This is a genomic window from Streptomyces sp. NPDC038280 (assembly GCF_055600045.1).
This window is the reverse complement of the sequence record NZ_JBVJYZ010000012.1, coordinates 80,069-105,725: the sequence shown is the minus strand read 5'-3', so window position 1 is coordinate 105,725 and position 25,657 is coordinate 80,069. Positions and strand designations below refer to the sequence as shown.

The following is a 25,657-nucleotide window of genomic DNA, read 5'->3' as shown; positions in this document are numbered from 1 at the left end:
CGGTCACAGCGTGCCCCCGGTCCGTCACCGGCCCGTCGGGCCATGGACGGGCCGGGACACACGCTGCGCTGCGGCGAGGTGATCCGAAGGAAACGCCCTAGCCGGCGCTGATGGCCGTCACGTGCGTGGTGCCGTCGCGCAGTGCGGTGATGCGGACCTGCCCCGCGGGGAAGGGGTCCCTCCCGTTCGGGCCGGGTATCCGGGCGAACGGTGTCCAGGCGCCGTCCGGCCTCCTGACGGTGTGCCAGATGCGGCCGTCGAGCCCGACCGCCACGATCTGGGCCGAGCCGTCGGGCGTCCCCGCGATGCCGATGGCGCTGGCCCCCATGGTAGCGGTGGTGACGCCTCGCGGGGGCCGGAATCCGGTCCAGGAGCCGTTGGGCAGCCGCTGCTGGTGGTAGACCATCCCGTCGAGCCCGATCGCGAGGACCTGGGAGGAACCGTCGGGCATGCCGGTGATCGCGAGGGCCGGCCCGGAGAACGACGGGGCACCGTTGTAGCCGGACAGGCGCCCCCAGGCCGTCCACGCACCGTCCCGCCCGTGGACGCAGTGGTACATGGCACCGTCCGTGCCGTAGCTCAGCAGCTGGGCCGACCCGTCGGGCATGGCGGTGATCGACACCTTCGTCGCACCCCAGCGGCTGTTCGGGCCGAACCCGGGCACGGCCCGGAAGCCGGGCAGCCCCCCGTCGGCGCGGCGCTGCTGGTGGAGGGTGGTGCCGTCCATGGCCGTCACCACGATCTGGCAGGTGCCGTCGGGAAAGGCGGCGATGTCCGCCTCCCGGACGGTGAACCCGGTCGAGCCGTCCGGTCCCGCGACGCGCTGCCAGGGCTGGAGGGTGGCCGAACCTCGTACGGTGGTAAGCCACAGTCCGTTGTCGGGGGCGATGCCCAGCACCACGACGGACCCGTCCGGCATACCGGCCGCGGCGCTCTGGACCCCCGCGAACGAAGCGGCGCCGACGGCGCCCGGCAGCGGACGCATGCTGCTCCACGTCCCGTCGGGGTGGCGCACGGAGTGGAAGAGCGCGCGCCTCTCGACGTCGTACGGGGGCAGTTGCGCGGAGTAGAACCACACCGGGTTGGTAATGGCGACCAGTTGGTCCAGGGTGGTGGAGGCGGGCTTGGGCCGGCGTACTTCGGCGCGGGCGAACAGGGAGGCCTTGCCCCAGCCGCGCCAGTGCAGTCGCCCCCTGCCGGTGCCGTCGATGCAGGTCGCGGCCATGATGCCCCACTCGGTGTACAGCGTGGCGATACTGTCCGGGGCGCCGGTCACGTCCAAGGTCACGTCGACGGTGTCGAAGAGCGAGAGGGGCAGTTCCTCGCCGGGTCCCGCGACCGCAGCGCCTGCGCGGGCGGTGAAGTCCAGGGTCACGGCCGCGGATTCGACGGCGTACGACCGGCCCAGGCGCAGTGCGTCCAGTACGGCGGGAGTCGACAGGCTGGTGGCGTGCACGACGTTGTGGGGCCTGCCGACGGCGTCGGCGGGGCTGTGGGCGTCGCTGTTGCCCACGGCGGCGACCCGCTTGCCGAGGCAGAGCATGACGTGCCAGGCGGCGATGTTGGCCGCGTCGTCCAGGGTCCACGGTCCGTTCCACACCTCCAGCGCGTCCACGCGGTCGAGGCCGAACTCCCAGAAGGATCCCGCCGCCGGAGTGAGCGGGTGGGCCGCGATCGTGAGTCCGCCCAGACTGTGCACGCGCCGGGCGTGGCCCTCGAACGCCCCCTGGTCCGCGGGGCCGTAACGCCAGTCCACCCATTCGCCCTGCGGCAGTCCGACGGCCAGCCAGTGGCCGTGGCGCGTGGTGACCTCTTCCGCGTTGATGACCAGGAGGTCGGTCGGGATGTTGCCGTGCCACGTCACCCCGGTGGAGCTGGTGTTGTGGTCGGAGGTGGCGAGGAAGTGCAGCCCCTCCTGGCGGGCGGCAGCGACGATCTCGTCCACGGTTCGCTGCCCGTCGGAGTGCACGCTGTGCAGGTGCAGGTCGCCCCGGTACCAGCCGGCCCCCCGCCCTGCCACCGAGGTCGGCAGGATGTCGTACGGGGTCCGGGGCAGCGGGTCTCCGGAGTGCAGGGTGACGTCGACCTGCCAGGCCATGCCGCCGGCGCTGCCGACCATCGGCCCCAGGATGACGGACCAGCGGCCGGGCTCGACGGGCCCGGGCGCGTAGCCGGGAGTGGCGTCCGCCGCGGAGAGGGTGAACCCGGTGCGTGCGCCGCCCGACCAGCCGCGGAAACCGGACGGGCCGAAGATGCCGAGGTCCAGGATGCCGGCGGCGGCGTCGTGGGTGGTGGAGACGGAGATCCGCTGCACTCCGGCGGGGACGTCGAAGGCGACGTACGCCCACTGGTCGTTGCCGTACGGGGAGCGGCCCTTGTAGGTGGTCGTCACCGCGTCGGTCCCCTGGCCCCGCGTCGCGGCGTGCGCGACCGGTGCGGGAACCAGCGCGGCGGCTCCGCCCGCGGCCAGCAGGGCCCCTAATCGGAGCAGGGATCTGCGCTCGACACCCGGGCCGGGAGACGGGCCGGGCACGGCGGCGTTGGGGAGGTGTTGACTCGGCACAGTCGTGCTCTCCGTTCACGTGAGGTGGCGTGGAAGGCGTTCGGGTGCGAGGGCGTGCGGGAGCGGTGCGACGGCGTTCCCTTTGCGTGGACGTCCGAGGCGTGCGGGTGCCCGTCCGCGGGCGTTCCGGTGCATGGGCGGGAGCGGGGGCGACGGCGTTCCGGTGCATGGGCGTGCGGCAGCGGTGCGACGGCGTTCCCTATGCGTGGACGTCCGAGGCGTGCGGGTGCCCGTCCGCGGGCGTTGCGGTGCATGGGCGGGAGCGGGGGCAGGACGGACCGCGGCAGGGTGAAGGAGACGGTGCGGGCGGGGAGCGGCGGTCCCGCCCGGTGGCGCGAGACCGCGGGCGCCCACCATGTGAGCACGGGCCGTGGTCGCCTCACGGTGTGAGCACGGGCCCGTCGACGGCTAACGGTGTGCGCGCTGGGCCTCGACCATCTGTCGCACCGAGCCGTCGACGCCCGCTCGGGCCTGGACCCGCTCGGCGAACCCGGGGAACTGCCCGGCGATGGCGCTGAGCAGCCGCAGCTCCAGCGGCGCCACGTTGACCTCGCACAGGTCGCGGCGAACGGCTCGTACGACGCCGGCGGCGACCTGTCCGGGGGTCACGGTCCGGATGCCGCTCGGCGGGGCGGCGCCCGTGTCCGCGAACATCCCCGCGTCGCGGACGAAGCCGGGCTGGACCAGGGACACCCCCACCCCCGTGCCCCTGAGTTCCTGGCGCAGCGCGAGGGCGAATCCGCGCAGCCCGAACTTCGTCGCGTTGTAGAGGGAGGTCGACTTGGTCGCCGCCTTGCCGGAGATGGAACCGACCAGCACGATGTGGCCGCGACCGCGGACCACCATGTGCGCCGCGAGCAGCCTGGACAGCAGGACGGGCGCGCGCAGGTTGACGTCGAGGGCGCGGTCGAGCTGCTCCTCGGTGTAGTCGAGGAGGTCGCCGCTGGCGGGCAGGGCGGCGTTCGCGACGAGGACGTCCGCCTCGGCGCAGGTCTCGGCGAGCCGGACCACGTCGGACCGTTCGGCCAGATCGGCGACCACCGTGCGGGCGCCGCAGGCGTCCGCGGTGGCCTTGAGGGCCTCCTCCCGGCGCCCGGTGAGCGTGAGGCGGGCTCCCTGCCCTGCCAGGCTCGCCGCCAGGGCGGAGCCGATGCCTCCGGTGGCCCCGGTCAGCAGAACGTTGGATCCGGATATGTCCACGATGACTCCCCTGCGGCTGCCCTCTACTGTTCGTTCGAACGAACAGTATGGATCCCTCCGCCCCGTGTCCACACCTCAGGCATCCCCAACTCCCCGGCCCTGCCCGGGCGGTCGCGGCGGCCGATGGGGCAGAATGTCGACATGCCCCATGCTTCCGACACCCGCCAGAGCATCATCGACGCCGTACTGCGGATCATCGGGCAGGACGGCATCGCCGCCGTCACCAACCGGCGGATCGCCAAGGAGGCGGGGGTCTCCCTCGGTTCGGTCACCTACCACTTCGCCACCCAGCACGAGCTGCTGCGCGAGAGCCTGCTGCAATTCGTGGCCGAGGAGACCCGGCACTTCACGGCGCTCGCCGACGCGTGCTCCGACGAGCGCTTCGACATCGGGCAGGCGGCCGAGGTGGTGGCGCAGGTCGCGGGCGGAAACGCCTTCGACAGCCGCCACATCGCGCCCTTCGAGCTGTACGTCCAGGCCGGCCGCGACGAACGGCTGCGTGCCGCCGCGGCCGAGTGCTTCGCCGCCTACGACCTGTTGGCCACCCGGATCCTGACCCACCTCGGCGTGCCGGACCCCGCGCGCCTGGCGGGCGCGGCCGTCGCCCTGGTCTTCGGCCAGCAGCTGCGCCGCCTGGCCACCGGCGCCCCGGCCGAGGATCTCGTCGACGCCCTGCTGATCCTCACGGAGTTCACCCCGGCGCCGAACCCGTAGAGGCGGCGGCTCGCGTCCGAGATCTACGGGTCGGCGGCTCGACGCAGGACTCGCTCGCGTCGTGGCCGGCGTCACGCGCGGGCCCGTCAGTCCACGAGTACGCCGGGATTGAGGATGCCCCGGGGATCGAGTGCGCCCTTCGCCGCCCGCAGGGCCAGCGCGAAGGGCTCGGGCCGCTGGCGGTCGTAACCCGGCCGGTGGTCCCGTCCGACGGCGTGGTGGTGGGTGATGGTGGCCCGGTGTCGGTGCAGGACCTCGCCGGCGACGGCCTTGAGGTCGTCCCAGAGGGCGACTTCGTCGCCGGGCCGTCCGGCGGCGAGGACGGTGAAGTAGGGGGCGGCGCCGTCCGGATAGACGTGCGTCAGACGGCAGTTGACGGTAGCGGGGTGTCCGGTGGCTTCGAGCGCCGCCGCACCGACCTCGGTGCGCACCGCGTCGATCAGGCCGGGTATGCGGTCCCAGGTGGCCGCCGTCTCGAAGGTTTCCGCCACGGCGCCCATCCTGACCAGTCCGTCGCGGAGGTAGGGCATGCGCAGGAAGGCCGAGCGCCAGGCGCTCACGGCCGCGTCGCCGCCCGCCGCCTCGCCCGGGCCCGGGCCGGCGGTCCCGCCGTACCGGCCGCCGTGGGAACGGGCCAGCTCGACGGCGCGCGCGAGCCGGTCGGCCACTGGTTCGTGCGCCGACTCGAAGCCGAGGACGAGGACGGAGCAACCGTCCTCGGCGGCGCCGGACAGCGCCGCCTCGCCCGGGTCGAGCAGACGGCAGTTGGCGGGCGAGAGGTCGGACTGCGCGAGGGCCCGCACCGCTCGGAGCGCGGCGTGGAAGTCGGTGAAGGCGACCGCTGCGGAGGCCTTGTGGCGGGGGCGTTCCTGCAGGCGCATCCACGCCTCGGTGATGACGCCGAGCGCCCCTTCGGAACCCAGGAAGAGGCGGTCGGGTGAGGGGCCCGCCCCGGAGGCGGGCAGCCGCCAGGAGTTGCTCGTACCGGACGGGGTGACCACGCGCATCGACTGGACGAAGTCGTCGATGTGCGTGCGCCCGGTGGCGTAGTGGCCGCCGGCGCGGGTGGCGAGCCAGCCGCCGAGGGTGGAGAACTCGAAGCTCTGCGGGAAGTGCCGCAGGGTGAGGCCGTGCGGGCGAAGCTGGTCCTCCAGGCTCGGCCCGAGGGTGCCCGCCTGGATGCGCGCGGCGCGCCCCTCGGTGTCGACCTCCAGGACGCGCCCCATGGCGGTCAGGTCGAGGGACAGCACCGCCCGGTGCGCGTCACCTCGGTACTCCACTCCCCCGCTGACCGAGGAGCCCCCTCCGTACGGGACGACGGCGATCCGACGGTCGCCCGCCCAGTCCAGGAGATCGGCCACGCCCCGCTCGTCCGTCGGGCGGGCAACGAGGTCGGGAATGCGACCCGGCTGCCCGCGCAGGGCGCGCACCACGTCGCGGTAGGCCTTTCCCATGGCGTGGGCGGCGCGGTCCGCCGGGTCGGCGGTGACCAGGTGGGCGAGGCTCGGCGGCGGCTCGACGCCGGGTCCCCCTATACCGAGGTCGTCGACGCGGGGCACGGGCAGCGGACGGCCGAGGGTGCCGGGAATCAGTGCCCCCATCGCGACGCATTCCGCGTCGTCGGGGTGCGCGTCCGTCCAACCCCAGCCCCACCAGGAGCGGGCGCGGTCGGTCGGCCGAGCGGTGGTGCCGTCCATGGAGGTACTCCAGAGGTCGCGGTTCGCATGAATTTACTGTGCGGTAAATTACGTACTGGTAATATCCCTCCATGGCAACCCCTTCCTCGAAACCCGGCACCAAGGGAGTCCCGCGTGAGCGCCGCGCGCGGCAGATGCTGGAGGCCGCCACCGAAGAGTTCGGGACCCGCGGCTACGCGGCCGCGTCGCTGCCCGCGATCGCCGCGCGCGTGGGCGTCACCAAGACGCTGCTGCACCAGTACTTCGGCACCAAGGAAGACCTCTACGTCGCCTGCCTGGTCCCCGTCGGCGACCGGCTCCTGGAAGCCATCCGTACGGCGATGGGACCGGACGGGACCACCCCGCAGACGCCGCTGCGCGTGCTCCGCGGGATCTTCACCGCCCTGGAAGGGCAGCGGGAGGCGTGGTTCGTGCTCTACGACACCACCCTGCCGCCGGGCGGCGAGGCCGCGCGCCGGGCCGCCGAGTACTGGTCGGCCATCGACCGCCTGGCCGCCGCCGGCACCGCCGAACTGCTACGGGGGGCCGGGTCCACCGACCCGCTGGACGCCGACGCGCTCATGTACGTGTGGCGGGACCTGGTCGCCACTCTCGTCCGCTGGTGGGTCAAGCACCCGGAGCAGACCCCGGAGTCCATGACCCAGCGCTGCGCCCGCCTCTTCGCGGCCGCCGCGGCACTCACGCCGGAAGGCGGTCGCTGACGGTCGGGTCCGTACTGAAGAAGGCGCGCCCGAAGGTTCGGACCGCCTTGAACGCAGGCGGAGTCGGCTTGTGTGCGCCACTCTTCAGAGAACCAGCGCCGGAGCCCGTCCTCTCTCCGGAACAGTCGGCTGAGGGAGACACGAGACGAGGCAGTGCCATGTCCTGTGGCGTCTTCGAACGCGCCGGCGGAGAGAGGTGGGTTCCATTCCGCCGTGCCACGGCGATGCGGGCTGCCTCGTCCCGGAGGACGTCACCGACGAGTACGGAGCGGCGGGGAGGAGCACACGACGCGCGCGCGACTGAGCTACTTCGCCGGTCCGACCGCCGGCAAGGCGCTTCCGTGTTCCCTTCGCGATGCTCGCGCCTGCCTGCGATCAGGCCGGCAAGGTGCGCTCACTCGGTGATGACGAGCTCGGCCAACTCCTTGGCGGCGGCCGCGGGGTTGCCCTGGGGCCGGGTCGCTCCGGCTGCGAGCACGCCGTCGATGAGGATCTGGAGCTGCGCGGCGCCGCGGGTGGGCCGCGGATGCCCGAGTGCGGTCAGCTCGCGCTCGAGGAGCTCGTTCACGCGCTTCCGGTAATCACCGGTGACGGCGTGCGCGGGATGCTCCGGGTCGGTGAGAGTGAGGTCGGCGGCCAAGTACCGGCAGCCGTGGAAATCGGTCGCGCCGATGATCTCGCCGAGCCGGTCGAAGACGGCCAGCAGTCGGTCGCGCGACTCCTGCCCCGCCGCCTCCATCGTCCGCTGGTAGTCGGCCTCGTCCTTCGCGGCGCTGCGGCGCAGCACCTCGACGATCAGGCCGTCCTTTCCTCCGAAGTGCTCGTACAGCGAGCGACGTGCCACGTTGGCGGCCTTGAGCAGGGCGTCCACGCCGACGTTCATGCCCTGGCTGTACAGCAGTTGCCCCGCGGCATCCAGCAGACGGTCCCGGGGGCCGGGTTCAGTGCGCACGCTCATGACTCCGAGCCTTTCACGCCTTGACGAGTAGATCAACCGGTCGGTATACCTCATGTAGACCGCCCGTTCTATCTATACCCAAGGAGTGGCCATGTCCTTCCGTTCCACCTCCGAAGTCATCGACCGTTTCAACCGGGCCTTCATCGAGCACGATCCCGGCCTGTTGGGCGATCTGGTCGCCGACGGCTGCGTGATGGAGGCCGTCCAGCCGGCGCCTTCCGGTGAACGTGTCGAGGGCCGCCAGGCCTGTCTGGAGTGGTGGCGCGTACTGATCGAGGACCGCACCAGCCAGTTCGAGCCGCAGGAGGTCGTCCTCTCGGGCGAGCGAGCGACGATCCGCTGGAACTACCGCTTCGGGTCGGGCCCCGCCGACTGGGTCAGCGGCGTGAATCTGATGCGCGTACACGACGGGCAGATCGTCGAAGCCCTCGGCTACAGCAAGACGGCAGGAGAAGTCCCCCTGGCAACCGACGCCGGCAGCGACGCCGGCACCAGCGGCAGCACCGACACCGACACCGACACCGACCACTGAACGCCTTCGCCACCGCAGCGAAAGGGAACCTCTCATGCGCAGTTACCACGTCAACAGTGGCGCCGGCATCGCCGGCCTGGCGCTCAAGGACCATGCGGAGCCCCGGCCCGGCCCCGGGCAGGTACTGATCGCCGTCCGTGCCGTCTCGCTGAGCTACCGCGAACTGATGGTGCTCGCCGGCGACTACGTACTGCCGGTCAAACCCGATGTCGTGCCCGTCTCGGACGGAGCCGGCGAGGTCATGGCCGTCGGCCCCGGAGTCCGTACGACGCGGGTCGGCGACCGCGTCATGGCCACCCTGTTCCCCAGCTGGCAGGACGGCCCGTTCGGCCTCCAGCACCTGCCGCAGCTCGGCGGTTCCCTCGACGGCATGCTCACCGAACTGACCGTGCTCGACGAGGACACGCTCGTGCCGATCCCCCCTCACCTGTCCTACCAGGAGGCCGCGACCCTGCCCTGCGTGGCGGTCACCGCCTGGAACGCCCTGACCGGCGGAGGCCACGGCCTGCGGCCCGGCCAGACCGTTGTCACCCAGGGGTCGGGCGGTGTGTCCCTGTTCGCGCTGCAGTTCGCCAAGGCGCTCGGCGCCCGAGTGATCGCCACCACCAGCAGTCCCGCCAAAGCGGCGCGCCTGGCCGACCTCGGCGCCGACGAGGTCATCGACTACCGGGCCACTCCGGACTGGCCGGCTCGGGTCCGGGAACTGACAGGAGGGCGCGGTGCCGACCATGTCGTCGACGTCGCCGGCGCACTGCAGCAGTCGCTCGATGCCGTTGCCATGGCGGGCCACGTCGCGACCGTGGGGTTCATCGGCGAGACAGCGCCACCGCCCCTGGACCCTCGCGCGATCTTCACCTCCGGCGCCACCGTCCGCGCCGTCGCCGTCGGCAGCCGCGCCCAGTTCCTCGCCATGACCAAAGCCATCGAAACGCACCGGCTCCGCCCGGTGATCGACCGCTCGTTCCCCTTCGACCGGGCACCCGATGCCTACCACCACTACGCCTCAGGGCAGACGTTCGGCAAGGTGATCATCACCGTATGACGGACCACGGCGACGTGGTCGCGCCAGCCCACCCGAGCGGAGACGGGCGTGGCCGGCCCCGAGCAACCTGCACGTCGAAGCCGGCATCCACATCGATCACGCGCCGAGTTCCTACCCTCCAGGCCCGGGCTTCGCCGATCTGGTTCGCCGGCCGGCGGACTCGCCAACGGCCGCCCAATCCCCACATGACAAGCTGCCGATCATGACAAAGGATCAGGTGGGCAGGCTCGTCGGTGCCGGATTCGGGCTCGTCTTCATTCAGGCGAACGCCGGTGTTCTGCCGACGGCCATCGCGGTTCCCCTGCGCGTACTCGCGATCATCGCGTTCATCGGGTTGGTCGCCCTCGGACGGCGCGGCCGAATCCCCGAGAGCGGCAGTGATGAGACTCCGGGCACGGGCTTCGGGCGGCGCTACTGGTACGTGGTGGCAGCCGAAGTACTCGCGCTCGCGGTCGGGCTGTGGCTGATCAGCCACGTACTGCACACACCGAGCGCAACCGTGGGATGGATCGCCTTCGTGGTCGGCCTGCACTTCTTCGGCCTCGCAACCGCCTGGCGACGGCCCTCACTACGCGTACTCGGCTCGTCGATGGCGGCCTGCGGTGCCGCCGGCCTGGTACTGGCCGTCTGCGGTGCCTCCCTGGCAGCCATCGGGGTGGTCGCCGGAATCGCCCCCGGCGCGCTCCTGTTGGGCTCCGTCTGGTGGTCCGGCCGGCCGACGACGGCCTCGACGCCGACGGCTGACCGGGCCGCCACCTGAGACAAGGCCACGCTCAACGGTCGCCGCCGTCCGCGCCGCCGCTACGAGCGCACGGCCGAGCACTTCCTCACCTTCGTCGGCACCGTCCTCATCTGCTACCGCCGCTCCACCAACTGAGGCGACCGCTTAATGGTTTGCCGCCGGCCGGTCCGGCCGGATAGGAAGCTTGCATGCTAAGAGGCGGCAAGGTCGGGCTCAGGGCCCGGCACGAGGACGACATCCCGATCCTGCGGACCGAGCTCTACGACGACGTGGTCAACGCCTCGCGGGCCGAAGGCGGGCCGTGGCGGCCGATCACGCCCGGCTCGAAGGATCCGCGGCTGGTGGTGGACGACAAGGAGCAGGGGCTCGTCCAATTCTCCGTGGTGGAGCTGGACGGCGGCACGCTGGTCGGCGCCGCGACGCTGTGGGGCATCGACAACCACAACCGGTCCGCGCACGTCGGGCTGGGGCTGCTGCCGTCCTGTCGCGGCAAGGGCTACGGCACCGACGTGGTCGCGGTGCTGTGCCACTACGGTTTCGTCGTGCGCGGCCTGCAGCGGCTGCAGATCGAGACGCTGTCGGACAACGCCGCGATGCTGCGCTCCGCCGAGCGCAACGGCTTCGTCCGTGAGGGCGTGCTGCGCTCCTCGGCCTGGGTGATGGGCGAGTTCCTGGACGAGGTGCTGCTCGGGCTCCTCGTCCAGGACTGGAAGCAGGACTCGTAGATCCAGGTTGCCCGTCCGACCGTCAAGGGCGGGCCGCGGAGCAGACCCGGACGGCGGAGGGATGGCTTCCGCCGCCTGCGCAGGCGCAATAAGCGCTTGCCGGAGCCGGAGCACTTCCTGGATGTTCGTCCGGCGTCACCTCACTAATGGAGACGACCTCTCAAGCCAGCGCCCCGCCCTCAATCCAGGCAGAACTCGTTTCCCTCCGGGTCGGTCATCACGATGATCCCCTCGTCCAGGCCATTGGGCTCGAGCCGGTGCAGCCGCTTCGCTCCCAGCTCCTCCAGCCTGGTGGCCTCTTCCTCCAGTGCGGCCATCCGCTCGTCCCCGGTCAGACCGGGTGCTGCGCGCACATCCAGGTGCAAGCGGTTCTTCGCCGTCTTTCCCTCCGGGACCTTCTGGAAGAACACCCGCGGCCCCTTGCCGTCCGGATCCGTGATGGCCGACCGGTCGTTGTGGTGCTCGGGCGGCACGCCCCACGCCGTGAGTGCAGCCGTCCAGTCGGGAAAGCCGTCGGGCGGCGGCTGAACGCGATAGCCCAGCGCCTGAGCCCAGAACGCCGCCTGTGCGCCCGGATCGGCGCAGTCGTAAGTCACCTGGAATTCCTTGGCCATGCCGCCTCCGACCGCTCGAAACCTGTCCACGTCCTCGCCCCGGCCGCTTCCCGGAACACACCGTCATCCTGGCACCGCCCACTGACAACCGCTCACCGACCCCATGTTTTCGCAGCGCGTCTCGACGCCCCCCGCCTGCTTCAACAAGCCGATCCAGCACGCGGCCTTGTGCCTGTGCTCGTACGTCTCGTGGTCGAAACCGGATGGCCTGCCCGCCGCTGCCCTCCGCCGGGCAAAGACAGAGACGGTGTCCAGCCGGTCGGCGAGGGTGCTGGATCATTGCCCAGCGGTGAGTCAGGCCGGCTCTTGTAGAGACCTATGGAGATCCGGTCTCATTCTGAGGATGATTTCAGGTCTTCCATCCCTTAGCCGACTTCACTCGTTGCCTGTGTACTCCTCGCACGAACCGCGATCAGCTGGAAACCACAGGGAGGACAGCGCGTGAGCGTGCAGCAGTACGACGAGATCGGCGGGGCATTCGAGGGGTTCAAGTCCCTGCCACTGATGCGTTACGGCGAGGTGCCGAGCTTCCTGGGGATGGTCGGGGACGTGAGCGGCAAGTCGGTTCTCGATCTGGCGTGCGGCACCGGGTTCTACAGCAGGGAGTTCAAGCGGCGCGGCGCCAAGGATGTCTTCGGTGTCGACATCTCCGTCGAGATGATTTCCGCCGCGCGGGAATTCGAGCGGAGTGAGCCGCTGGGTGTGCGCTACGAGGTCGGTGACGTGGCCGAGCTGCGGCCTCTCGACCGGCACTTCGACATCGCGTTGGGAGTGCAGTGCCTCAACTACGCCGAGGACACTGCGGCGATGGAGCGGATGTGCCGCAACATCCACCGGAGTCTGGTGCCGGGTGGAGAGTTCTTCGTGCTCGCCCAGAAGCCCGACTACCGGTTCGACTGTACGTCCTTGGACGCGTACGGGTTCCGCTGCGAGCCGACGGGCGAGGAAAACGAGACGGGTCCGAGGGTGCGGGTCACGGCTCTCCTCGATCCGCAGCCGATCAGCTTCGTCGTCGCGGCCCCGCGCCGCGAGGTCTACGAGGGGTCTCTGCGGTCGGCCGGGTTCAGTGAGGTGGAGTGGGTTCCGCTGAGGGTGTCCGATGCCGGCACCCGTGAGTTCGGTGCGAACTTCTGGGCGGACCTCCTCGACCATCCCCCGCTGGAGATGCTGCGCTGCCGCGCCTGACGACCCACGGAACACGCCGGTGGCCCGACCTCCGCAGTTTCGTTCGAACGAAGGCCGGGCCGCCGGGCAGCGTCGGCGGATGCCCGCCGTCACCACCCCGGCGTCCGAACCGCTCGTGTTCGGGTCGGAAGAAGCCCGTGGTCGGGGCGGCTCCCGAGGCATCGACCTCGAACTCCTCGATGACCAGGGCCAGTAGGCTCCGCATGCCTTGAGCGGCCCAGGGCAGCGCCCGTGCGCTGGTTCACACCCTCGAGGACGTGAGGGGCTGCGGGCGCGAGGCCGGCTGGGGGTGACGGGAGGCGTGGCGGTCCCGGTTCTCGGTGAGCAGCAGTACGGCGGTCAGAACGACAAGCGCAGCGGCCGAGATGTGGACGCTCAGGGCCGTCGCGATCGTGCCTCCGTGGGTCACCACGGCAAGTGCGTCACCGAGGGGAATCAGGGCGTTGGTGAGGACCACCCAACCGAGCGCCCGTCGCTGTCTCAGGGCGATCAGGATGAAGACGACCGCTGCGGTGGCGACGTCGCGTATGCCCTTGACCATGAAGTAGCCCGAGGCGTTTCCCGTCGGCCAGGGTTCGATGCCGAAGCCGTCCGGCGCTCCGCCCGGGTTGAAGAGGAAGTTCAACCCGAAGAACAGGGGCGCCAGTCCGGTGATGACGGCAAGAACGGTGGTGACGCGCTGCTTTGACACAAGCTCTCCTTCGAAAGGGTTGGGCTCACCGGCAGGGGCACGGTTGTCGCCGGCCGAAAATCGATCAGTACCTGGCCGTCGCCCGCCCACGTGACCGCCGCGTCGGTGTGCGAGCGGGGTGTCGGATGCCCCCGGGTGCCGGGGAGGATCTGCGATGTCCAGCCTCGCCTCAGCACATGCCGGGATCAACGTAGACTTCCCCAACTCACCCATAACCTGGGGGTTATGGGCCGGGAGGGGGGTTAGAGGCGTGGAGCTGCGGGACATCGAGATCTTCCTGGCCCTGTGCGAGGAGCTGCACTTCGGCCGGACGGCCGCTCGTCTGCACGTTTCGCAGGCGCGCGTGAGCCAGGCGATCAAGAAGCAGGAGCGGCGGATCGGTGCCGCTCTGTTCCACCGCACCAGCCGGTCGGTCGAACTCACCGCGGTTGGCCGTCTGTTGCGCGATGACCTCCGTCAGGCCTACGACCTCATCCAAACCGGCATCGAGCGCGCCGGAGCCGCGGCAGGCGCCGTGCACGGCACCGTACGACTGGAGCGGTGTCGACGGCGTCGGGATGGGCGACTCGTACGTCGGTGTCCATGGAGGACCTGGGCGACTGCACGCTTCTCGGCTCGGGCCCCGACATACCCGACTACTGGGCTGACGCGATGGTTCCCGGACGCACGCCGCGTGGCCGTCCGATCCCCCGCAGACCGGCGGCGCAGACGTTTCACGAGGTCCTGACCCTCGTCTCCGCCGGAAAGGTCGCGTGCCCGCTCAACGAGCACGTCACGTGGTACTACACCCACCCCGGGATCGCCTGCCTGCCGATCCACGACGCACCCGCCACCGAGTGGGCGCTCGTCTGGCCGGCCGCACGCGAGAGCCTCCTGATCCAGGCTTTCGCCGAGACCGTACGCGACTGCGGAACCCGGCCCCTGGCGCCGGATGCGCGGCACAGGGCGAACCATACTGCGGCAGGCCCCGAAGGTCCTGGACGGGCCCCTGGCCGGGGCGTTCCGCCTGCGTCAGCCCAGAGACTGGACAGCCGGTCGGTGTCGACGCCGTAGCGCCGGGCGAGGACCGGCCAGCGGTCAGCTGGCCCAAGCCCGCCGCGACGGCCGCTTCCCTGACGGGTGGACACCCTGCGCGAAGTCCGCGCCCCTGCAGCTACCCGCGGGCGTTTCTGCCGGCCAGGCGACTGGGCAAGCCTCAACGGGGCGGGTGGGCAAGCCTCCAATGAGGTGTGACAGAGCCCTCACGTTGGCACCCCGCGCCAACTCAAGGGCTCAGCCCGTCTGCGCCAGATGGCCGGGCCGCCCTCTGGGGCCGGGGAAGCCCCGGCTGGTGGCGCTCGCGGTGGTATTTGAGCCTGGCCGCCTCAGGTCACTGCTCGCCGACTGGGGGCTGTCGGGCCAGGAACTCTTCGAATGCCGCCGCCTGCTCGGGGTCCATGAATCCCTGGCGCGCGTGCATGGCTTTGTCCTCAAGCCATGCCGCCTCGTCGGCAGTCAGCTGCACGGCCACCACCGCCCCGCCCCGGGCAAAGCTCACGCGCCTGCCATCAGGGCGCACGTACCGGGTATAGGGGCCGCACTCCTGCGGTCTGGCCAACGACTCGGCTCGAAGCCGACCCACGTCCCACGTTGTCTCGTTCGCACCGTCCTCGTCGTCGTCCTGCGGTCCCGGTGCGGGCGCGGGGTAGTCAGCGCGGGCCCAGTGCTCCAGCTCGGCCACGACCCCCGCCGGCAACAGCACGCTCATCGGCACGTCGGCCTCCGTGAGCACGACGCGTTCACCAGTGGACTCGACCAGGGAGACAAGGCGCTCGAAATCAATGGGGCCTGGGGCGTAACGACGCTCCACAACGATCTTCACATCCTCCATGGCGCCGAACGCTACCTGCCGAGCCGCGCCCCAAGGAGATGCGAGTGCCAGCCATCGCTCGCGTGGGCATGTCCCGGCCGGCGAGCAGGCGTCGACGCCCGCATCGGGGCATCTGGGAGAAGGGCGCCCACAACGCCGTGTCATGCGGCTTGGGTCTCAGATCCGGCATTTCCTCGACAGGCTGGCAGCCGATGGGCTCATGGTCTGTGCCGCTCATTTGTCGAACCAGACCACGGCTCGGACATGTCGTCTAACATCCGACGCATGATCACGGTTGCCAGCTGGAACGTTCTACACCGCGTCCACGCCGAGAACTGGGACGAGGACGTCCTGAGGCGTTGCCCGGACGAGTCGGAGCGGATCGCCGCGGTCACGGCGTTGCTGGCGGGACGAGACGAGCACGTCATCGCCCTGCAGGAGGTCAGCGGTGACCAACTGGCCAGCCTCCGACTTGCGCTGACCGGCCGGACCATCCACGCGTTGAGGTACCCGCGCGTCCCGGCACCCCGCCACGGCACCTGCTCGCTGCGCGACCCCGAGGAGTACCTCGTGCTCCTGGTCGACGGACCGAGCCGGGAGGTCACTGCCGAGTCCTTCGAGGACGACCCGGGGAAGGGCGCGCTCGCCGTCGAGGCCGCCGGAACGCTGATAGTCGCCACGCACGTGAGCGGCGATCAGCGGCACACGCGCCAGCTGGCACGCCTGGCCGAACTGGCTGCCTCTCCCCCGGGATACGCAGCAGTACTTCTCGGGGACTTCAACACCGACCGTGCCACCGTGGCGTCGGCTCTGGGTACGGGCTTCGCCGTCGCGGACCTCCCGCCAGACGCCCTGCCGACACGGCCGAGCACGTCAGGCTCGAAGTCGCAGTGGATCGACCACGTGGTCGTGCGGAGCGCTGTTGTCAGCAACGCAACGGTCGAGAGCACGGAAGGCCTCTCGGACCACAACCTGGTCCGCGCGACCGTCACCATGTGAGCTACCGGCCCCGCCCCTGGGCAGCGAGTCGGAGAAGAGACGTGACAGCGACTCGCAGTCACTTGCTCGACAGGCAACACGGTCAGGGGACGGCACCCGCACATCGGGGAAGAACGACGAACTCACCCCCGAACGAACGAACTACGTCGCGCCCTGGCCAGCGAGTCTCACGACGACGGCATAAGAGGTCATCTCGTTTGGGGCCGAAACGACGGGAGTTGAGTGCGGTCAGTTCAGTCAGTGGCAGGGAATGTCGTTAGCTAACGGGCGGCGTGGGGCGGTTCAGTCGCCAGATCACGTCGATGCCGGAGTCTGACGGGGCAGCGGGCGGCGTTACCTGCTCACGACGGACTTCGGTGAACCCCAGGCGGCGCGGTATGGCACTGCCGGAGACGTTGGCCGCGTCGTGCGCAATTTCCAGGTATGTCACGTTCGACAGGGTGAATGCTTCGGTCATCATGGCTGCCGTCGCTCTCGTGGCGATGCCACGGCCGATGGCGGCAGGGTGCAGCCAGTAGCCCATGTACCAGCCCTGAGGGTCGGCCCCGCGATGGGTCGAACACATACCGATGAGCGTGCCGTCCTTGGTGATGGCGTAGTTGTACGCGTCACCGCTGTCCCACTTCGCGTCAGACTTCGCGAGAAAGTCACGAGTCTTCTCCTCGCTGTGACTGGCGACCCAGGGCATCCACGGGCGCAAGTGGTCCAAGGACTCCTCGATCAGCCGGAGCGCCGGCACGAAGTCGCTCTGTCCCCGCCAGCGTCGCAGGGCGAAGTCTCCGCACTCGATGATCTGTCTCGGTCGCTCCATAACGGTCATGATCCTGCCGCTGAACGGATCACTGCAACGGCATATAGAGACCCGGTGGGCCGTCTACCTGGAAGGACGGCGGTAACAGATCAGAGCGGCGTTATTGCCGACGAAGGCCAGGAAGTGTTCCGCCGATGTAAGGAGCGACGGCGGCCAGGACCATGCGCTGGAACTCGTCCGGATCGAGCGCCTCGACCTCCCACTCCACTGGATGGCCGGGTTCGAGCCCGTACCGACGCGCGAACCCGGCCCAACGAGGGTCGCCGGCCTTCCCCGCAGCCGTGGGGCAGCTCGTACTCGCGGACCTGGTCGTGCGTGAGCAGGACCTCCACGCGGCTCAAGCACGCCGTACGGGCCGCCCACTCCCGCTCGATGTCGGCGCGCCTCCCCCGTGTGGCGGAGGCGCTCCTCCTGCGAGCCGACGCCTCGTCCGCGCCCCGGCTCGTAGCGTCGAGATCATGCAGTCCGAACCCGGGAAAGCTCTCCTTCGCTGGGCATACGCTGCCGTCGCCTGGTTGGTGGCGAGCTTCGTGTGGCACGTGCAGATGGGTGTCATGTACGAGGACACGGTGGATCCCGACGACGGCACTCCGGTGTGGCTCTTCCTCTCCTACGACGCCCTCATCGTCCTCATGTCGGTCGTCGGTGTGGTGTGCGTGCTGGCCACGGTCAAACCATGGGGCCAACGTGCGCCGGCCTGGCTGGTGCGCGTGCCCTTGTGGATCGGCTGTGCGGTACTGACGATGCGGGGCGTGCCCGGCCTCGTCGAGAACGTCACCACGGCGACGGGACTCACTCCGCACGGCCTGCTCGGGATGGAGAAGGAGGCCGTTGACACAGGGTCAGGGGACTTCTGGAAGACCATGGTGATCAACGGCTACTTCTTCCTCGGCGCGGTGCTTCTCGTTCCGGCCACCGTGCTGTCCCGCCGGAGTCGACGCACGGCGAAGGCGATGCGAACGGTGGATACAGCGGGGTTCGCCACGATGCGCTCCTGAGAGCTGCCGGCCCCGAGCCTCTTGTCGTCTTCAGGGGTTGGCTCGCCTGCGGCGAACGATCTTCTTCACCGTCCTTGCACGGAACGCAGCCTGGAGCGAGCTCCTGCCGGACCAACCCCGGTACACCCGTACCCATCGCGTCAGCAGCGGGTGCCTCCCGAACTCGGGTTCTGGCTCAGCTTGTGTGGTGTGGCCACGCTCGGCAATCAGAGGATGGCTGGGACGCTCCGGGTCGCTGAGTCAGAACGACGGGTCTTCGCCTATCCACCTGTCCAGTCCCCTCCCCGCGGCTGAGTTGAGGCGTCTCGAGTATCAGGACGCGCAGACATTGGCGGTGCTGGGCGGTGCTTCGCTCGGCGGGCTCGCTGAGGTTGTGCCAGAGGTGCCACCTGTCCGCGACCCGCACCGCCTGAGGGACGCCGCGGTCGCGCCCTCGGCGAAGAACGGCGCACGGTCCCGGCAGACCCACCTCGATTCGCGGCCGCTCGGCCAGCCACGCGCCCAGGCTCGATGACTCCCGGTCGGGCAGCATGTCGACAGGCCGGCGCGTCTCGACGTCCACAAGACGGTCCCCTCGTGGCGGCCCTTGCGGGTGGCGTACTCGTCCACGTCGACCGACAGCACCGCGACGTTTGCAATCGACGGGAGCAACAACTCTCCAGCCGGAGCAAGACCTCATTCACAGCACCGAACTGTCGGCCCCACCCACTCCTGCCACCGCCACTTTAAGGCAACTTCCCGAGGCACGCCGCGAGTTCAGCCGTCACTCAAAGTGCATGAATCACACAACCGATGAGTTCAGGAGTCGCTTTCGTCACCCAGGGTGGCGCATTTCGTCACCACCCCATTCCCTGATCCAGGCGGGTCCGCGCTGACATTGCCGAACGCCTGGTCCCATGCACTCTACAAATGTAGAGTGCTGGGTATGAGTGGGCTTGCAGGTACGTTCGTTCCCCGCCCGGACTTCGGCTCCCGGCACCAGACGGTCATCCCGGCCCCGTTGGACGCGGTGTGGTCGGCGTGGCAGGAGATGGAGCAGGCCGGCGGCGAGGGGTGGGGGCCGGTCGTCCGGGCGCTGTTCGCCGTGCGGCGGCAGCTCGGCCGCCTGAAGAGACGGGGCGGAGAGGCACCGGTCCCGGAGAAGGACCTGCGGGACAGCTTCCTGCTGCTGGCCGAAGACCCGCCGCGAGAGACGGTCCGGGGGATCGTGGGGCAGTGGTGGACCATGGGAGCAGCCGACGGACGGCCGGACGTCACAGGCCCTGGCGAGTTCCTGGCATTCGACGAACCCGGCTACGCGAAGGCCACGTTCAGCATGCGATTCGCCGCGGACGCCGCCACCGGCGGCACGCGGGTCGTCACCGAGACGCGGGTCCTGTGCCTTGACGCGGCGGCTCGTCGTGCCATGGGGCGGTACTGGCGGTTCATCGAGCCCTTCAGCGGCCTCGTCCGCCGGATGATGCTCCGCAGGCTCAGGAAGCGGGCCGTCGCATGAGCAGCGCCAGAAGCCCCCGCGTACAGGCGCTGCTCACCGCGGCGGTGGAGGTCATCGCCGATGAGGGCCTGCGAGGGCTCACCCACAGGGCGGTCGACGGGCGGTCGAAGGTGCCTGCCGGGTCGACCAGCTACTACTTCCGTACCCGGCAGGCGCTGCTTGCCGCCGTGGTCGCGTTCATCGCCGAACAGGAGGTGGCGGACATCGAAGCGGCGACCGTCTCCGAAGAGTTGGCCGAGGCGTCGCCGGTACGCCAGATCGCCGACCGCTTCGCGGGCGTACTCGCCCACTGGCTCGGCCCCCAACGCGACCGCACCCGCGCCCGCCTGGAGATCATCCTCCTGACGGCACGCCACCCGGAGGGGGAGCTGGGCACCGAGCTGCTCCGCGCGCGGGAGAGTTTCGTCCGCCAGGCGCGGACGCTGGCGGCGGCTCTCGGCAGCCCGGATCCGGAAGAGGGCGGGCGGATCGTGGTCGCCTTCGCTGAGGGACTCACGTACGACGGGGTGACGCGACCCGGCCCGGACACCACCGACCGGACAGCCCTGCGACAGATGCTGGAGAGGGTCCTGCTCACCCTGGCCCGCTAGCGGGGCGCTGAGGGGACAATCGAGCGGCAGTAGTCCGGGCAGCCGGCCCACCGACCTATCCAGCCCACCGACCTATTTGGAAATCGGCCCGATGTGTCCTTCGTCGTGCCGGGAAGCATCAGCCGAGCACCGATGCTGATCAGTCCCAGGGAGTCGAGAGCCAGGCCGCGACGCACCCACCCTCTGCCTGCCTCCCGGCTCTGCAAAGGGCCGAGAGCCAGCCAACACCAGCTGAGCCGCCGACCGCGTTTCGTCACCGTGGACGACCCAATTCGTCACCACCCCGAAACTCCACCGGGGTGACTCCCTGTGTCAGGCGCTCTATGCTCCGCCTCAACCTGGCCCAGGAACCCCGGCTGCTGGAGATCGAGACCAACACCCGCCAGCGCCTCGGGGAGGCCCAGCGGATGCAGTGGCTCGGCGAGGTCGCCGGCCTGCAGGAGAGCCTGCGGCACGTCGCCGACAAGAAACAGAGGCCGCACGCCTGCGAGCTCATTCTCGGAGGCGGTTAGGAAGATCGGGCGTGCGGAAGCGAGAGGCAACGCGGGAGAGCCGTTCACGAGAAGTGGATGACGACAGGGTGCGAAGAAGCGCACCCTTCCTGCGGCATGCCGCGCCGCACGGTGGTTCCGGTCAGTTGGTGGCCGTCAGTGCCTCGCGTGCGATGGTGAGGATCTCCTCGGAGAGCGGGGAGCCTTTGGTGGCCCGGGACAGGACGAGTGCGCCGAGCATGGTGCACAGCCGGGTGAGGCCGTCCTGGTCCTTGGTGGCCAGCCAGTCGGCGAAGTCGCCCACTCCCTGGGTGTAGACGCGGCGGGCCTCGCTTTCTCCGCCGTCACGGGCCATGTCGGTGGCGAGTGCGGCGACGGGGCACCCCTCTGCCGCGCTGTCGCGGTGCTCGGCGGAGAGGTAGGTGTCGATCAGCGCCCGCTGGGCGGCGTCGCGCTGCCCGGCGTGCTGATCGAGCCCGTCCTTGTGGTGCTGGGCGAGTTCGTCGAAGGCGTGGGCGGTGGCTTCGTCTACGAGTGCCTCCTTGGAGGTGAACTGCTTGTAGAAGCCGCCGTGGGTCATACCGGCCGCCTTCATAAGGTCGGCGACGCTGACGTGGGTCCCCTGTTCCCGGAACAGGCGGGACGCGGTTTCAACGACCCGTCGGCGGTTCTCCTGCGCCTGTGCCTGCGATACGCGGCCCATCGGCCACCTCCCAATTGGATGTCGACTGGCATCTATCCTAGACCAGTGCTTAGATTGGTGTCGTAATCTAATTTTTGCGGGCCGCTTGACGGCGGCCGTGTGCTGGGAGTGGGCATGGAACTGAAGGACGCGGTAGCGGTGGTCACCGGAGCCAACCGGGGGCTCGGGCGGCATCTGGCCGCCCAGCTCGTGCAGCGCGGCGCCAAGGTGTACGCGGCGGCCCGCCGCCCCGAAACGGTGGACCTTCCGGGTGTCATCCCGCTGCGGCTCGACGTGACGGACGCGGAGTCGATCCGAGCGGCGGCCCGCACCGCCTCCGACGCGACGCTGCTGGTCAACAACGCGGGCATCTCCACCGGCACGCCGCTGATCGCGGGCAGCCCGGACGCGGTGCGCCTGGAGATGGAGGTGAACTTCTTCGGGCCGCTCGCCGTGACCCGGGCTTTCGCCCCGGTCATCGAGTCCAACGGCGGTGGCTCCGTGCTCAACGTGCTGTCGGTCCTGTCCTGGCTGCACCCGGCTGACCTCGGCGCCTACGCCGCGGCGAAGGCCGCGGCATGGGCGCTGACCGGCGCGGCCCGGGAGGAGCTGGCGCCCTGCGGCATCACCGTGTCAGGGCTGTACGTCGGATACATGGACACCGATATGGCCGCAGGCGTTCCCGCCGGCCAGAAGGCCGAACCCGCCGAGGTTGCCGCCCAGGCCCTGTCCGGCATCGAGACGGGCCTGCCCGAGATCCTCGCCGACGAGACCACCCGGTACGTGAAGCAGAGCCTGGCCGCATCGCTGAGCGCAGCGTGAGGCGCGGCGACGGCATCGGCGCGGGGCGTTATGAATCATCTGTAACTATCAGAAGGTACGCCGTACCGGGGCAAACCCGGAGCGAGCGGAGGTCCCGTCCCTGTGCGGACGAGACAGGGAGAGGGCGATGAAGACCTATCTGATCGACAAGTACGGTGACCGGTCCGCGGTGCGCGCCGCCGAGATGCCCGATCCGGAGCCGGGCGCCGACGACGTCCTGGTCAAGATCCATGCGGCGAGCGTCAACCCGCTGGACTTCAAGATCCGCGACGGCGACTTCAAGCTGATCCTGCCGTACCACCTCCCTCTCGTGCTGGGTAACGACCTCGCCGGAGTGGTGGTCCGGGTCGGCTCGGCCGTCACCCGGTTCGCGGTGGGTGACGAGGTCTACGCCCGGCCCGACAAGGACCGCATCGGCACCTTCGCCGAACTCATCGCCGTCCACCACAACGACCTGGCCCACAAGCCGGCCACCCTCACCATGGCGGAGGCCGCCTCCCTTCCCCTGGTAGCCCTCACCTCATGGCAGGCGCTGGTCGAGAGGGCACAGGTACAGCCGGGCCAGAAAGTCCTGATCCACGCGGGCTCCGGCGGAGTGGGCACCATCGCCCTCCAACTGGCCAGGCACCTGGGCGCACACGTGGCCACCACCGCGAGCGCGGCCAACGCCGCCCTGGTCAAGGAACTCGGCGCAGACGTCGTCATCGACTACCGCGCCCAGGACTTCGAGGAGCTCCTGGACGGCTACGACGTCGTCCTGGACACCCTCGGCGGCAAGACCCTGGAGAAATCGCTGCGGGTCCTCAAGCCAGGCGGGAAGGTCATCAGCATCGCCGGGCCGCCCGACGCGGACTTCGCCTGCGAGCTCGGCGCGAACCCGGTCCTGCGGCAGGCGATGAACGCGCTGAGCTTCAGGACCCGACGCCACGCCAAGCGCCAGGGCGTGACCTACTCCTTCCTGTTCATGAAGGCCGGCGGCGATCAGCTGCGCGAACTCACCCGGCTCATCGACGCCGGAGAGGTCCGCCCCGTCGTCGACCGTGTCTTCCCCTTCGAGCAGACCCGCGAAGCCATGGAGTATGCCGAGAAGGGCCGCGCCAAGGCCGGCAAGGTCGTCATTGCCATGGCGTGAGGGCCGGCACACGCCACACCACCGACAGGCCCCGGGGAGCGAGAGGATCCCGCCTCCCACCACCCCTACCTTCCACACCCCCAGGAATCGATCATGAGCGCACCGCGCAGTTCCCCCACAGCCGCCCCATCGTCGTACAAGGACGTGCCGACCCGTTCGGTGTCCGTGCGCGGCGTCGACTTCGTCTACCGGCAGCTCGGCCCGGAAGGAGGCGGCGTACCGCTGATCCTGCTCCACCACCTGACCGCGGTCCTGGACAACTGGGACCCCCGCGTCATCGACGGACTCGCCGCCCGGCGCCGGGTGATCACCTTCGGCAACCGCGGAGTCGGCGCGTCGGGCGGTTCTACCCCCGACACCATCGAAGCGATGGCCCGCGATGCGGTGCTGTTCATCCGAACCTTGGGCTTCGAGCAGGTCGACCTGCTCGGCCTGTCGATGGGCGGCTTCATCGCCCAGGTCATCGCAGCCGAGGAACCGCAGCTGGTGCGCAGGGTCGTCCTCGCGGGCACCGGCCCCGCCGGAGGCCCGGGCATCGACAAGGTCACCGCACTCACCCTCCGGGACATCCTGAAGGGCTTCCTGACTCGCAAGGACCCCAAGGAGTTCCTCTTCTTCACCAGCACTGAACACGGCCGACGCGAAGCACGCGCCTTCCTGGAACGGCTGAAGGAGCGCACGGACCACCGCGACAAAGCCATCTCGCTGACGTCGTTCCGCGCCCAGCTGAAGGCCATCCACCGGTGGGGCCTCCAGCCGCCGGCCGACCTGTCCCGCATCCGCCAGCCAGTCCTGGTGGCCAACGGCGAGAGCGACCGGATGGTGCCGAGCGAGAACACCCTCGACCTCGCCGCACGGCTGCCCCGGGGCGAACTCGTCGCCCTCTACCCGGACGCCGGGCACGGCGGAATCTTCCAGTTCCACGACGCGTTCGTGGCCAGGGCCCTCGCATTCCTCGAAGCACGGCCCGACGCCTGACCGCTGATGCCACATCCCCCGCCGTCCCGTCCCGGGCGCGGCCGGGACGAGGCGGGCCCGGGCGAGTCAGCCCGCCCTCGATCAGACGCCCTCCTGCCCGCCGGCAGTCCCAGCGGCACCCCCGAGAACGCCCTCAACACCGCTTCAGATTTCGTCCGTCTGCGGACGATCGTCCTCGGAGGACTGACTGGTGGCCAGCCAGGATCGCGCGGGCTCTGCCGCGTTGGTGGTGTCCACGGTGAGGTGGAGGCGTGTTCCGCCGCTCACCGTGTCGACGGGGTAGCTGCGCTGTTCGGTGGCTGCGAAGCAGCGACGGAGAACCTCCGCGACCTGCCGGGCGGTCTCGGGGGACGAGGCGACGATGCGCACGTCGGCGTACCCGTGAGCGGGCACTTCCGGTGACTTCATGGTGACCTCGTTCATCGGGGAGACGTGCGTGGGGTGGGCGTGACGTCGGCGCGCCACGCCCACCGCCTCCGGTCGTCGCGGCACGCCCAGCCTCTCCGGTCGGGAAGTGCCGAGGTCATCCGCGACCCCCGGCACCTTGCTCGTGATCGTCGACTGGGGGCGATCCGGCGGGTTCTTCCGGTCGTCGGTTCTTTCCGCGCAGTCGGCCGATTCCCGGCAGGGCCTCGCTGTAGCGGAAGGCAGCGATTCTTCCCTCGTGCTGCGCGTTGAGCCGGTGGATGAGGATCATTCCCAGGCCGATCATGGCGATGATCAGGGCCACGGTGATGACGGTTTCCACGTCCTCACCTCCCTCGGGCGGAGTCGAGGAGCCCGGCCGGGCTCCCGCCCGCCGAGCCGGAGCCGCCGTCGGTCTCCCAGCCTTCCTCCCGGCTTCGGGCCGCCGTCCCCTCGCGGTCCGAGTCGTCGCCCAGCAACTTGCTGGCGGTGAGGAGGCCCCCCGGAACGGCAGCGGCGGACATCAGCCGTGCGGCTGTAGCCGTGTCGGTCTCCGGCGGGATCACCAGGAGGTCCATGCGGCCTCTGGTGTAGGAGAGGATGATCAGCTTGTTCGGGTCCTGCTCGTCGGCGAACCAGCCCACGTGCACGGTGTGCCCGGTCACGGGCACCTTGCGCGGGATCACGGGCCAGTGGGAGGGGTTCACCGTGACACGGGTGACCCGGCCCCAAGGCGCGTCCAAGGCGTCCGTGAGGGCGGGGAGTTCACGGGAGAGGTCGCGGGAGCGGGGCCACCAGGCACCGTCCAGGAGTCCGGGAACCGGCCCCGCGGGGACCAGGGAAAGACGGGCCGGTTTAGATGGCACGGGCCGCTCGGTGATGCTTGTACGTTCAATGGTCGCGGTCATTTACGCGAACCCGCCTCCGGGCTCGTCTTCGACGTCCCGGTGTTGTTGCTCACCGGAAACGGCACCAGCATCGGAGCTGGCGTGCGAAGTACTCCCGGTGCCTCAACTCTACTCCGGATGCCGGTCTGCGGCG

28 protein-coding genes are annotated in these 25,657 nt (G+C 70.1%); 16 read left to right on the top strand and 12 right to left on the bottom strand.

What is annotated here, in order from left to right:
- Positions 1-97: 97 nt before the first annotated feature.
- Positions 98-2,392, bottom strand: coding sequence for a CehA/McbA family metallohydrolase (locus tag ACZ7J0_RS23320; protein WP_470890289.1), 2,295 nt, complete (start codon positions 2,390-2,392; stop codon positions 98-100).
- A 579-nt stretch (positions 2,393-2,971) separates the two neighbouring features.
- Positions 2,972-3,763 carry an SDR family NAD(P)-dependent oxidoreductase gene (locus ACZ7J0_RS23315; RefSeq protein WP_470890287.1) on the bottom strand — a complete coding sequence of 264 codons (792 nt, stop codon included), beginning with the start codon at positions 3,761-3,763 and terminating at the stop codon, positions 2,972-2,974.
- Positions 3,764-3,904: 141 nt separating this feature from the next.
- Between ACZ7J0_RS23315 and ACZ7J0_RS23310 the strand changes: the two genes are divergently transcribed.
- A complete protein-coding gene (locus ACZ7J0_RS23310; protein ID WP_470890285.1) occupies positions 3,905-4,477 on the top strand; it encodes a TetR/AcrR family transcriptional regulator in 573 nt (190 codons plus the stop codon).
- Positions 4,478-4,563: 86 nt separating this feature from the next.
- Here ACZ7J0_RS23310 and ACZ7J0_RS23305 read toward each other — a convergent pair whose 3' ends face one another.
- The gene (locus tag ACZ7J0_RS23305; RefSeq protein ID WP_470890283.1) at positions 4,564-6,174 is read right to left on the bottom strand and encodes an FAD-binding oxidoreductase; all 1,611 of its coding nucleotides are present in this window, start codon (positions 6,172-6,174) and stop codon (positions 4,564-4,566) included.
- Positions 6,175-6,245: 71 nt separating this feature from the next.
- Between ACZ7J0_RS23305 and ACZ7J0_RS23300 the strand changes: the two genes are divergently transcribed.
- The gene (locus ACZ7J0_RS23300; RefSeq protein WP_470890281.1) at positions 6,246-6,875 is read left to right on the top strand and encodes a TetR/AcrR family transcriptional regulator; all 630 of its coding nucleotides are present in this window, start codon (positions 6,246-6,248) and stop codon (positions 6,873-6,875) included.
- Positions 6,876-7,269: 394 nt separating this feature from the next.
- Here ACZ7J0_RS23300 and ACZ7J0_RS23295 read toward each other — a convergent pair whose 3' ends face one another.
- A complete protein-coding gene (locus tag ACZ7J0_RS23295; RefSeq protein ID WP_470890279.1) occupies positions 7,270-7,833 on the bottom strand; it encodes a TetR/AcrR family transcriptional regulator in 564 nt (187 codons plus the stop codon).
- Between the two features lie 91 nt (positions 7,834-7,924).
- On the opposite strand from ACZ7J0_RS23295, the gene ACZ7J0_RS23290 reads away from it, so the two are divergent.
- From ACZ7J0_RS23290 to ACZ7J0_RS23275, 4 genes are all read left to right on the top strand, one after another.
- A complete protein-coding gene (locus tag ACZ7J0_RS23290; RefSeq protein WP_470890277.1) occupies positions 7,925-8,365 on the top strand; it encodes a nuclear transport factor 2 family protein in 441 nt (146 codons plus the stop codon).
- Positions 8,366-8,399: 34 nt separating this feature from the next.
- Positions 8,400-9,407: a zinc-dependent alcohol dehydrogenase family protein gene (locus tag ACZ7J0_RS23285; RefSeq protein WP_470890275.1), complete on the top strand. Its 1,008-nt coding sequence runs from the start codon at positions 8,400-8,402 to the stop codon at positions 9,405-9,407.
- A 202-nt stretch (positions 9,408-9,609) separates the two neighbouring features.
- The gene (locus tag ACZ7J0_RS23280) at positions 9,610-10,167 is read left to right on the top strand and encodes a hypothetical protein (RefSeq protein WP_470890273.1); all 558 of its coding nucleotides are present in this window, start codon (positions 9,610-9,612) and stop codon (positions 10,165-10,167) included.
- A gap of 170 nt (positions 10,168-10,337) precedes the next feature.
- Positions 10,338-10,874, top strand: coding sequence for a GNAT family N-acetyltransferase (locus ACZ7J0_RS23275; RefSeq protein ID WP_470890271.1), 537 nt, complete (start codon positions 10,338-10,340; stop codon positions 10,872-10,874).
- A 179-nt stretch (positions 10,875-11,053) separates the two neighbouring features.
- On the opposite strand, the gene ACZ7J0_RS23270 is transcribed toward ACZ7J0_RS23275, so the two are convergent.
- Entirely contained in the window at positions 11,054-11,488 is a 435-nt protein-coding gene (locus ACZ7J0_RS23270) for a VOC family protein (protein WP_470890270.1), read from the bottom strand.
- Positions 11,489-11,929: 441 nt separating this feature from the next.
- Between ACZ7J0_RS23270 and ACZ7J0_RS23265 the strand changes: the two genes are divergently transcribed.
- Positions 11,930-12,673, top strand: coding sequence for a class I SAM-dependent methyltransferase (locus ACZ7J0_RS23265; RefSeq protein WP_470890268.1), 744 nt, complete (start codon positions 11,930-11,932; stop codon positions 12,671-12,673).
- A 241-nt stretch (positions 12,674-12,914) separates the two neighbouring features.
- Here ACZ7J0_RS23265 and ACZ7J0_RS23260 read toward each other — a convergent pair whose 3' ends face one another.
- Positions 12,915-13,364: a DUF4267 domain-containing protein gene (locus ACZ7J0_RS23260; RefSeq protein ID WP_470890266.1), complete on the bottom strand. Its 450-nt coding sequence runs from the start codon at positions 13,362-13,364 to the stop codon at positions 12,915-12,917.
- Positions 13,365-13,518: 154 nt separating this feature from the next.
- On the opposite strand from ACZ7J0_RS23260, the gene ACZ7J0_RS23255 reads away from it, so the two are divergent.
- Positions 13,519-14,091, top strand: coding sequence for a LysR family transcriptional regulator (locus ACZ7J0_RS23255; protein ID WP_470890264.1), 573 nt, complete (start codon positions 13,519-13,521; stop codon positions 14,089-14,091).
- A gap of 642 nt (positions 14,092-14,733) precedes the next feature.
- Here the strand turns inward: ACZ7J0_RS23255 and ACZ7J0_RS23250 are convergent.
- A complete protein-coding gene (locus ACZ7J0_RS23250) occupies positions 14,734-15,234 on the bottom strand; it encodes a type II toxin-antitoxin system Phd/YefM family antitoxin (protein WP_470890262.1) in 501 nt (166 codons plus the stop codon).
- A gap of 264 nt (positions 15,235-15,498) precedes the next feature.
- Here ACZ7J0_RS23250 and ACZ7J0_RS23245 point away from each other — a divergent pair, with 264 nt between their 5' ends.
- Entirely contained in the window at positions 15,499-16,212 is a 714-nt protein-coding gene (locus ACZ7J0_RS23245) for an endonuclease/exonuclease/phosphatase family protein (RefSeq protein WP_470890260.1), read from the top strand.
- Positions 16,213-16,468: 256 nt separating this feature from the next.
- Here the strand turns inward: ACZ7J0_RS23245 and ACZ7J0_RS23240 are convergent, their stop codons facing one another.
- Positions 16,469-17,023, bottom strand: coding sequence for a GNAT family N-acetyltransferase (locus tag ACZ7J0_RS23240; protein WP_470890258.1), 555 nt, complete (start codon positions 17,021-17,023; stop codon positions 16,469-16,471).
- Positions 17,024-17,481: 458 nt separating this feature from the next.
- Here ACZ7J0_RS23240 and ACZ7J0_RS23235 point away from each other — a divergent pair, with 458 nt between their 5' ends.
- The 4 genes from ACZ7J0_RS23235 to ACZ7J0_RS23220 all read left to right on the top strand — a co-directional run bounded on the left by ACZ7J0_RS23235 (position 17,482) and on the right by ACZ7J0_RS23220 (position 20,618).
- Positions 17,482-18,021, top strand: coding sequence for a hypothetical protein (locus ACZ7J0_RS23235; protein WP_470890256.1), 540 nt, complete (start codon positions 17,482-17,484; stop codon positions 18,019-18,021).
- Positions 18,022-18,946: 925 nt separating this feature from the next.
- Positions 18,947-19,516: a hypothetical protein gene (locus ACZ7J0_RS23230; protein ID WP_470890254.1), complete on the top strand. Its 570-nt coding sequence runs from the start codon at positions 18,947-18,949 to the stop codon at positions 19,514-19,516.
- Entirely contained in the window at positions 19,513-20,106 is a 594-nt protein-coding gene (locus ACZ7J0_RS23225) for a TetR/AcrR family transcriptional regulator (RefSeq protein WP_470890252.1), read from the top strand. Before ACZ7J0_RS23230 ends, ACZ7J0_RS23225 begins: the two co-directional genes overlap by 4 nt.
- A 323-nt stretch (positions 20,107-20,429) precedes the next feature.
- Positions 20,430-20,618 carry a hypothetical protein gene (locus ACZ7J0_RS23220; RefSeq protein WP_470890250.1) on the top strand — a complete coding sequence of 63 codons (189 nt, stop codon included), beginning with the start codon at positions 20,430-20,432 and terminating at the stop codon, positions 20,616-20,618.
- Between the two features lie 121 nt (positions 20,619-20,739).
- On the opposite strand, the gene ACZ7J0_RS23215 is transcribed toward ACZ7J0_RS23220, so the two are convergent.
- A complete protein-coding gene (locus tag ACZ7J0_RS23215; protein ID WP_470890248.1) occupies positions 20,740-21,300 on the bottom strand; it encodes a TetR/AcrR family transcriptional regulator in 561 nt (186 codons plus the stop codon).
- Positions 21,301-21,414: 114 nt separating this feature from the next.
- Between ACZ7J0_RS23215 and ACZ7J0_RS23210 the strand changes: the two genes are divergently transcribed.
- The 3 genes from ACZ7J0_RS23210 (at position 21,415) to ACZ7J0_RS23200 (ending at position 24,211) form a co-directional block, all read left to right on the top strand.
- Entirely contained in the window at positions 21,415-22,101 is a 687-nt protein-coding gene (locus ACZ7J0_RS23210) for an SDR family oxidoreductase (RefSeq protein ID WP_470890246.1), read from the top strand.
- Positions 22,102-22,228: 127 nt separating this feature from the next.
- Positions 22,229-23,233, top strand: a complete 1,005-nt coding sequence (locus tag ACZ7J0_RS23205) for an NADP-dependent oxidoreductase (protein WP_470890244.1) — start codon at positions 22,229-22,231, stop codon at positions 23,231-23,233.
- A 93-nt stretch (positions 23,234-23,326) separates the two neighbouring features.
- Entirely contained in the window at positions 23,327-24,211 is an 885-nt protein-coding gene (locus ACZ7J0_RS23200) for an alpha/beta fold hydrolase (protein WP_470890242.1), read from the top strand.
- Positions 24,212-24,355: 144 nt separating this feature from the next.
- Here ACZ7J0_RS23200 and ACZ7J0_RS23195 read toward each other — a convergent pair whose 3' ends face one another.
- The 3 genes from ACZ7J0_RS23195 to ACZ7J0_RS23185 form a co-directional block, all read right to left on the bottom strand.
- Positions 24,356-24,619: a hypothetical protein gene (locus ACZ7J0_RS23195; protein ID WP_470890454.1), complete on the bottom strand. Its 264-nt coding sequence runs from the start codon at positions 24,617-24,619 to the stop codon at positions 24,356-24,358.
- A gap of 115 nt (positions 24,620-24,734) precedes the next feature.
- Complete coding sequence (locus tag ACZ7J0_RS23190; RefSeq protein WP_470890240.1) at positions 24,735-24,959, bottom strand: hypothetical protein; 225 nt, start codon at positions 24,957-24,959, stop codon at positions 24,735-24,737.
- 4 nt (positions 24,960-24,963) lie between these two features.
- Positions 24,964-25,524: a DUF5994 family protein gene (locus tag ACZ7J0_RS23185; protein ID WP_470890238.1), complete on the bottom strand. Its 561-nt coding sequence runs from the start codon at positions 25,522-25,524 to the stop codon at positions 24,964-24,966.
- Between the last annotated feature and the right edge of the window lie 133 nt (positions 25,525-25,657).

What these genes read in the sequence shown, in the direction of transcription:
- ACZ7J0_RS23310 (WP_470890285.1), top strand. Translation starts at nt 3,905, where the DNA reads ATGCCCCATGCTTCCGACACCCGCCAGAGCATCATCGACGCCGTACTG.
- ACZ7J0_RS23305 (WP_470890283.1), bottom strand. Translation starts at nt 6,174, where the DNA reads ATGGACGGCACCACCGCTCGGCCGACCGACCGCGCCCGCTCCTGGTGG.
- ACZ7J0_RS23300 (WP_470890281.1), top strand. Translation starts at nt 6,246, where the DNA reads ATGGCAACCCCTTCCTCGAAACCCGGCACCAAGGGAGTCCCGCGTGAG.
- ACZ7J0_RS23295 (WP_470890279.1), bottom strand. Translation starts at nt 7,833, where the DNA reads ATGAGCGTGCGCACTGAACCCGGCCCCCGGGACCGTCTGCTGGATGCC.
- ACZ7J0_RS23290 (WP_470890277.1), top strand. Translation starts at nt 7,925, where the DNA reads ATGTCCTTCCGTTCCACCTCCGAAGTCATCGACCGTTTCAACCGGGCC.
- ACZ7J0_RS23285 (WP_470890275.1), top strand. Translation starts at nt 8,400, where the DNA reads ATGCGCAGTTACCACGTCAACAGTGGCGCCGGCATCGCCGGCCTGGCG.
- ACZ7J0_RS23280 (WP_470890273.1), top strand. Translation starts at nt 9,610, where the DNA reads ATGACAAAGGATCAGGTGGGCAGGCTCGTCGGTGCCGGATTCGGGCTC.
- ACZ7J0_RS23275 (WP_470890271.1), top strand. Translation starts at nt 10,338, where the DNA reads ATGCTAAGAGGCGGCAAGGTCGGGCTCAGGGCCCGGCACGAGGACGAC.
- ACZ7J0_RS23270 (WP_470890270.1), bottom strand. Translation starts at nt 11,488, where the DNA reads ATGGCCAAGGAATTCCAGGTGACTTACGACTGCGCCGATCCGGGCGCA.
- ACZ7J0_RS23255 (WP_470890264.1), top strand. Translation starts at nt 13,519, where the DNA reads ATGTCCAGCCTCGCCTCAGCACATGCCGGGATCAACGTAGACTTCCCC.
- ACZ7J0_RS23250 (WP_470890262.1), bottom strand. Translation starts at nt 15,234, where the DNA reads ATGGAGGATGTGAAGATCGTTGTGGAGCGTCGTTACGCCCCAGGCCCC.
- ACZ7J0_RS23245 (WP_470890260.1), top strand. Translation starts at nt 15,499, where the DNA reads ATGATCACGGTTGCCAGCTGGAACGTTCTACACCGCGTCCACGCCGAG.
- ACZ7J0_RS23240 (WP_470890258.1), bottom strand. Translation starts at nt 17,023, where the DNA reads ATGGAGCGACCGAGACAGATCATCGAGTGCGGAGACTTCGCCCTGCGA.
- ACZ7J0_RS23235 (WP_470890256.1), top strand. Translation starts at nt 17,482, where the DNA reads ATGCAGTCCGAACCCGGGAAAGCTCTCCTTCGCTGGGCATACGCTGCC.
- ACZ7J0_RS23230 (WP_470890254.1), top strand. Translation starts at nt 18,947, where the DNA reads ATGAGTGGGCTTGCAGGTACGTTCGTTCCCCGCCCGGACTTCGGCTCC.
- ACZ7J0_RS23225 (WP_470890252.1), top strand. Translation starts at nt 19,513, where the DNA reads ATGAGCAGCGCCAGAAGCCCCCGCGTACAGGCGCTGCTCACCGCGGCG.
- ACZ7J0_RS23220 (WP_470890250.1), top strand. Translation starts at nt 20,430, where the DNA reads ATGCTCCGCCTCAACCTGGCCCAGGAACCCCGGCTGCTGGAGATCGAG.
- ACZ7J0_RS23215 (WP_470890248.1), bottom strand. Translation starts at nt 21,300, where the DNA reads ATGGGCCGCGTATCGCAGGCACAGGCGCAGGAGAACCGCCGACGGGTC.
- ACZ7J0_RS23210 (WP_470890246.1), top strand. Translation starts at nt 21,415, where the DNA reads ATGGAACTGAAGGACGCGGTAGCGGTGGTCACCGGAGCCAACCGGGGG.
- ACZ7J0_RS23205 (WP_470890244.1), top strand. Translation starts at nt 22,229, where the DNA reads ATGAAGACCTATCTGATCGACAAGTACGGTGACCGGTCCGCGGTGCGC.
- ACZ7J0_RS23200 (WP_470890242.1), top strand. Translation starts at nt 23,327, where the DNA reads ATGAGCGCACCGCGCAGTTCCCCCACAGCCGCCCCATCGTCGTACAAG.
- ACZ7J0_RS23195 (WP_470890454.1), bottom strand. Translation starts at nt 24,619, where the DNA reads ATGAAGTCACCGGAAGTGCCCGCTCACGGGTACGCCGACGTGCGCATC.
- ACZ7J0_RS23185 (WP_470890238.1), bottom strand. Translation starts at nt 25,524, where the DNA reads ATGACCGCGACCATTGAACGTACAAGCATCACCGAGCGGCCCGTGCCA.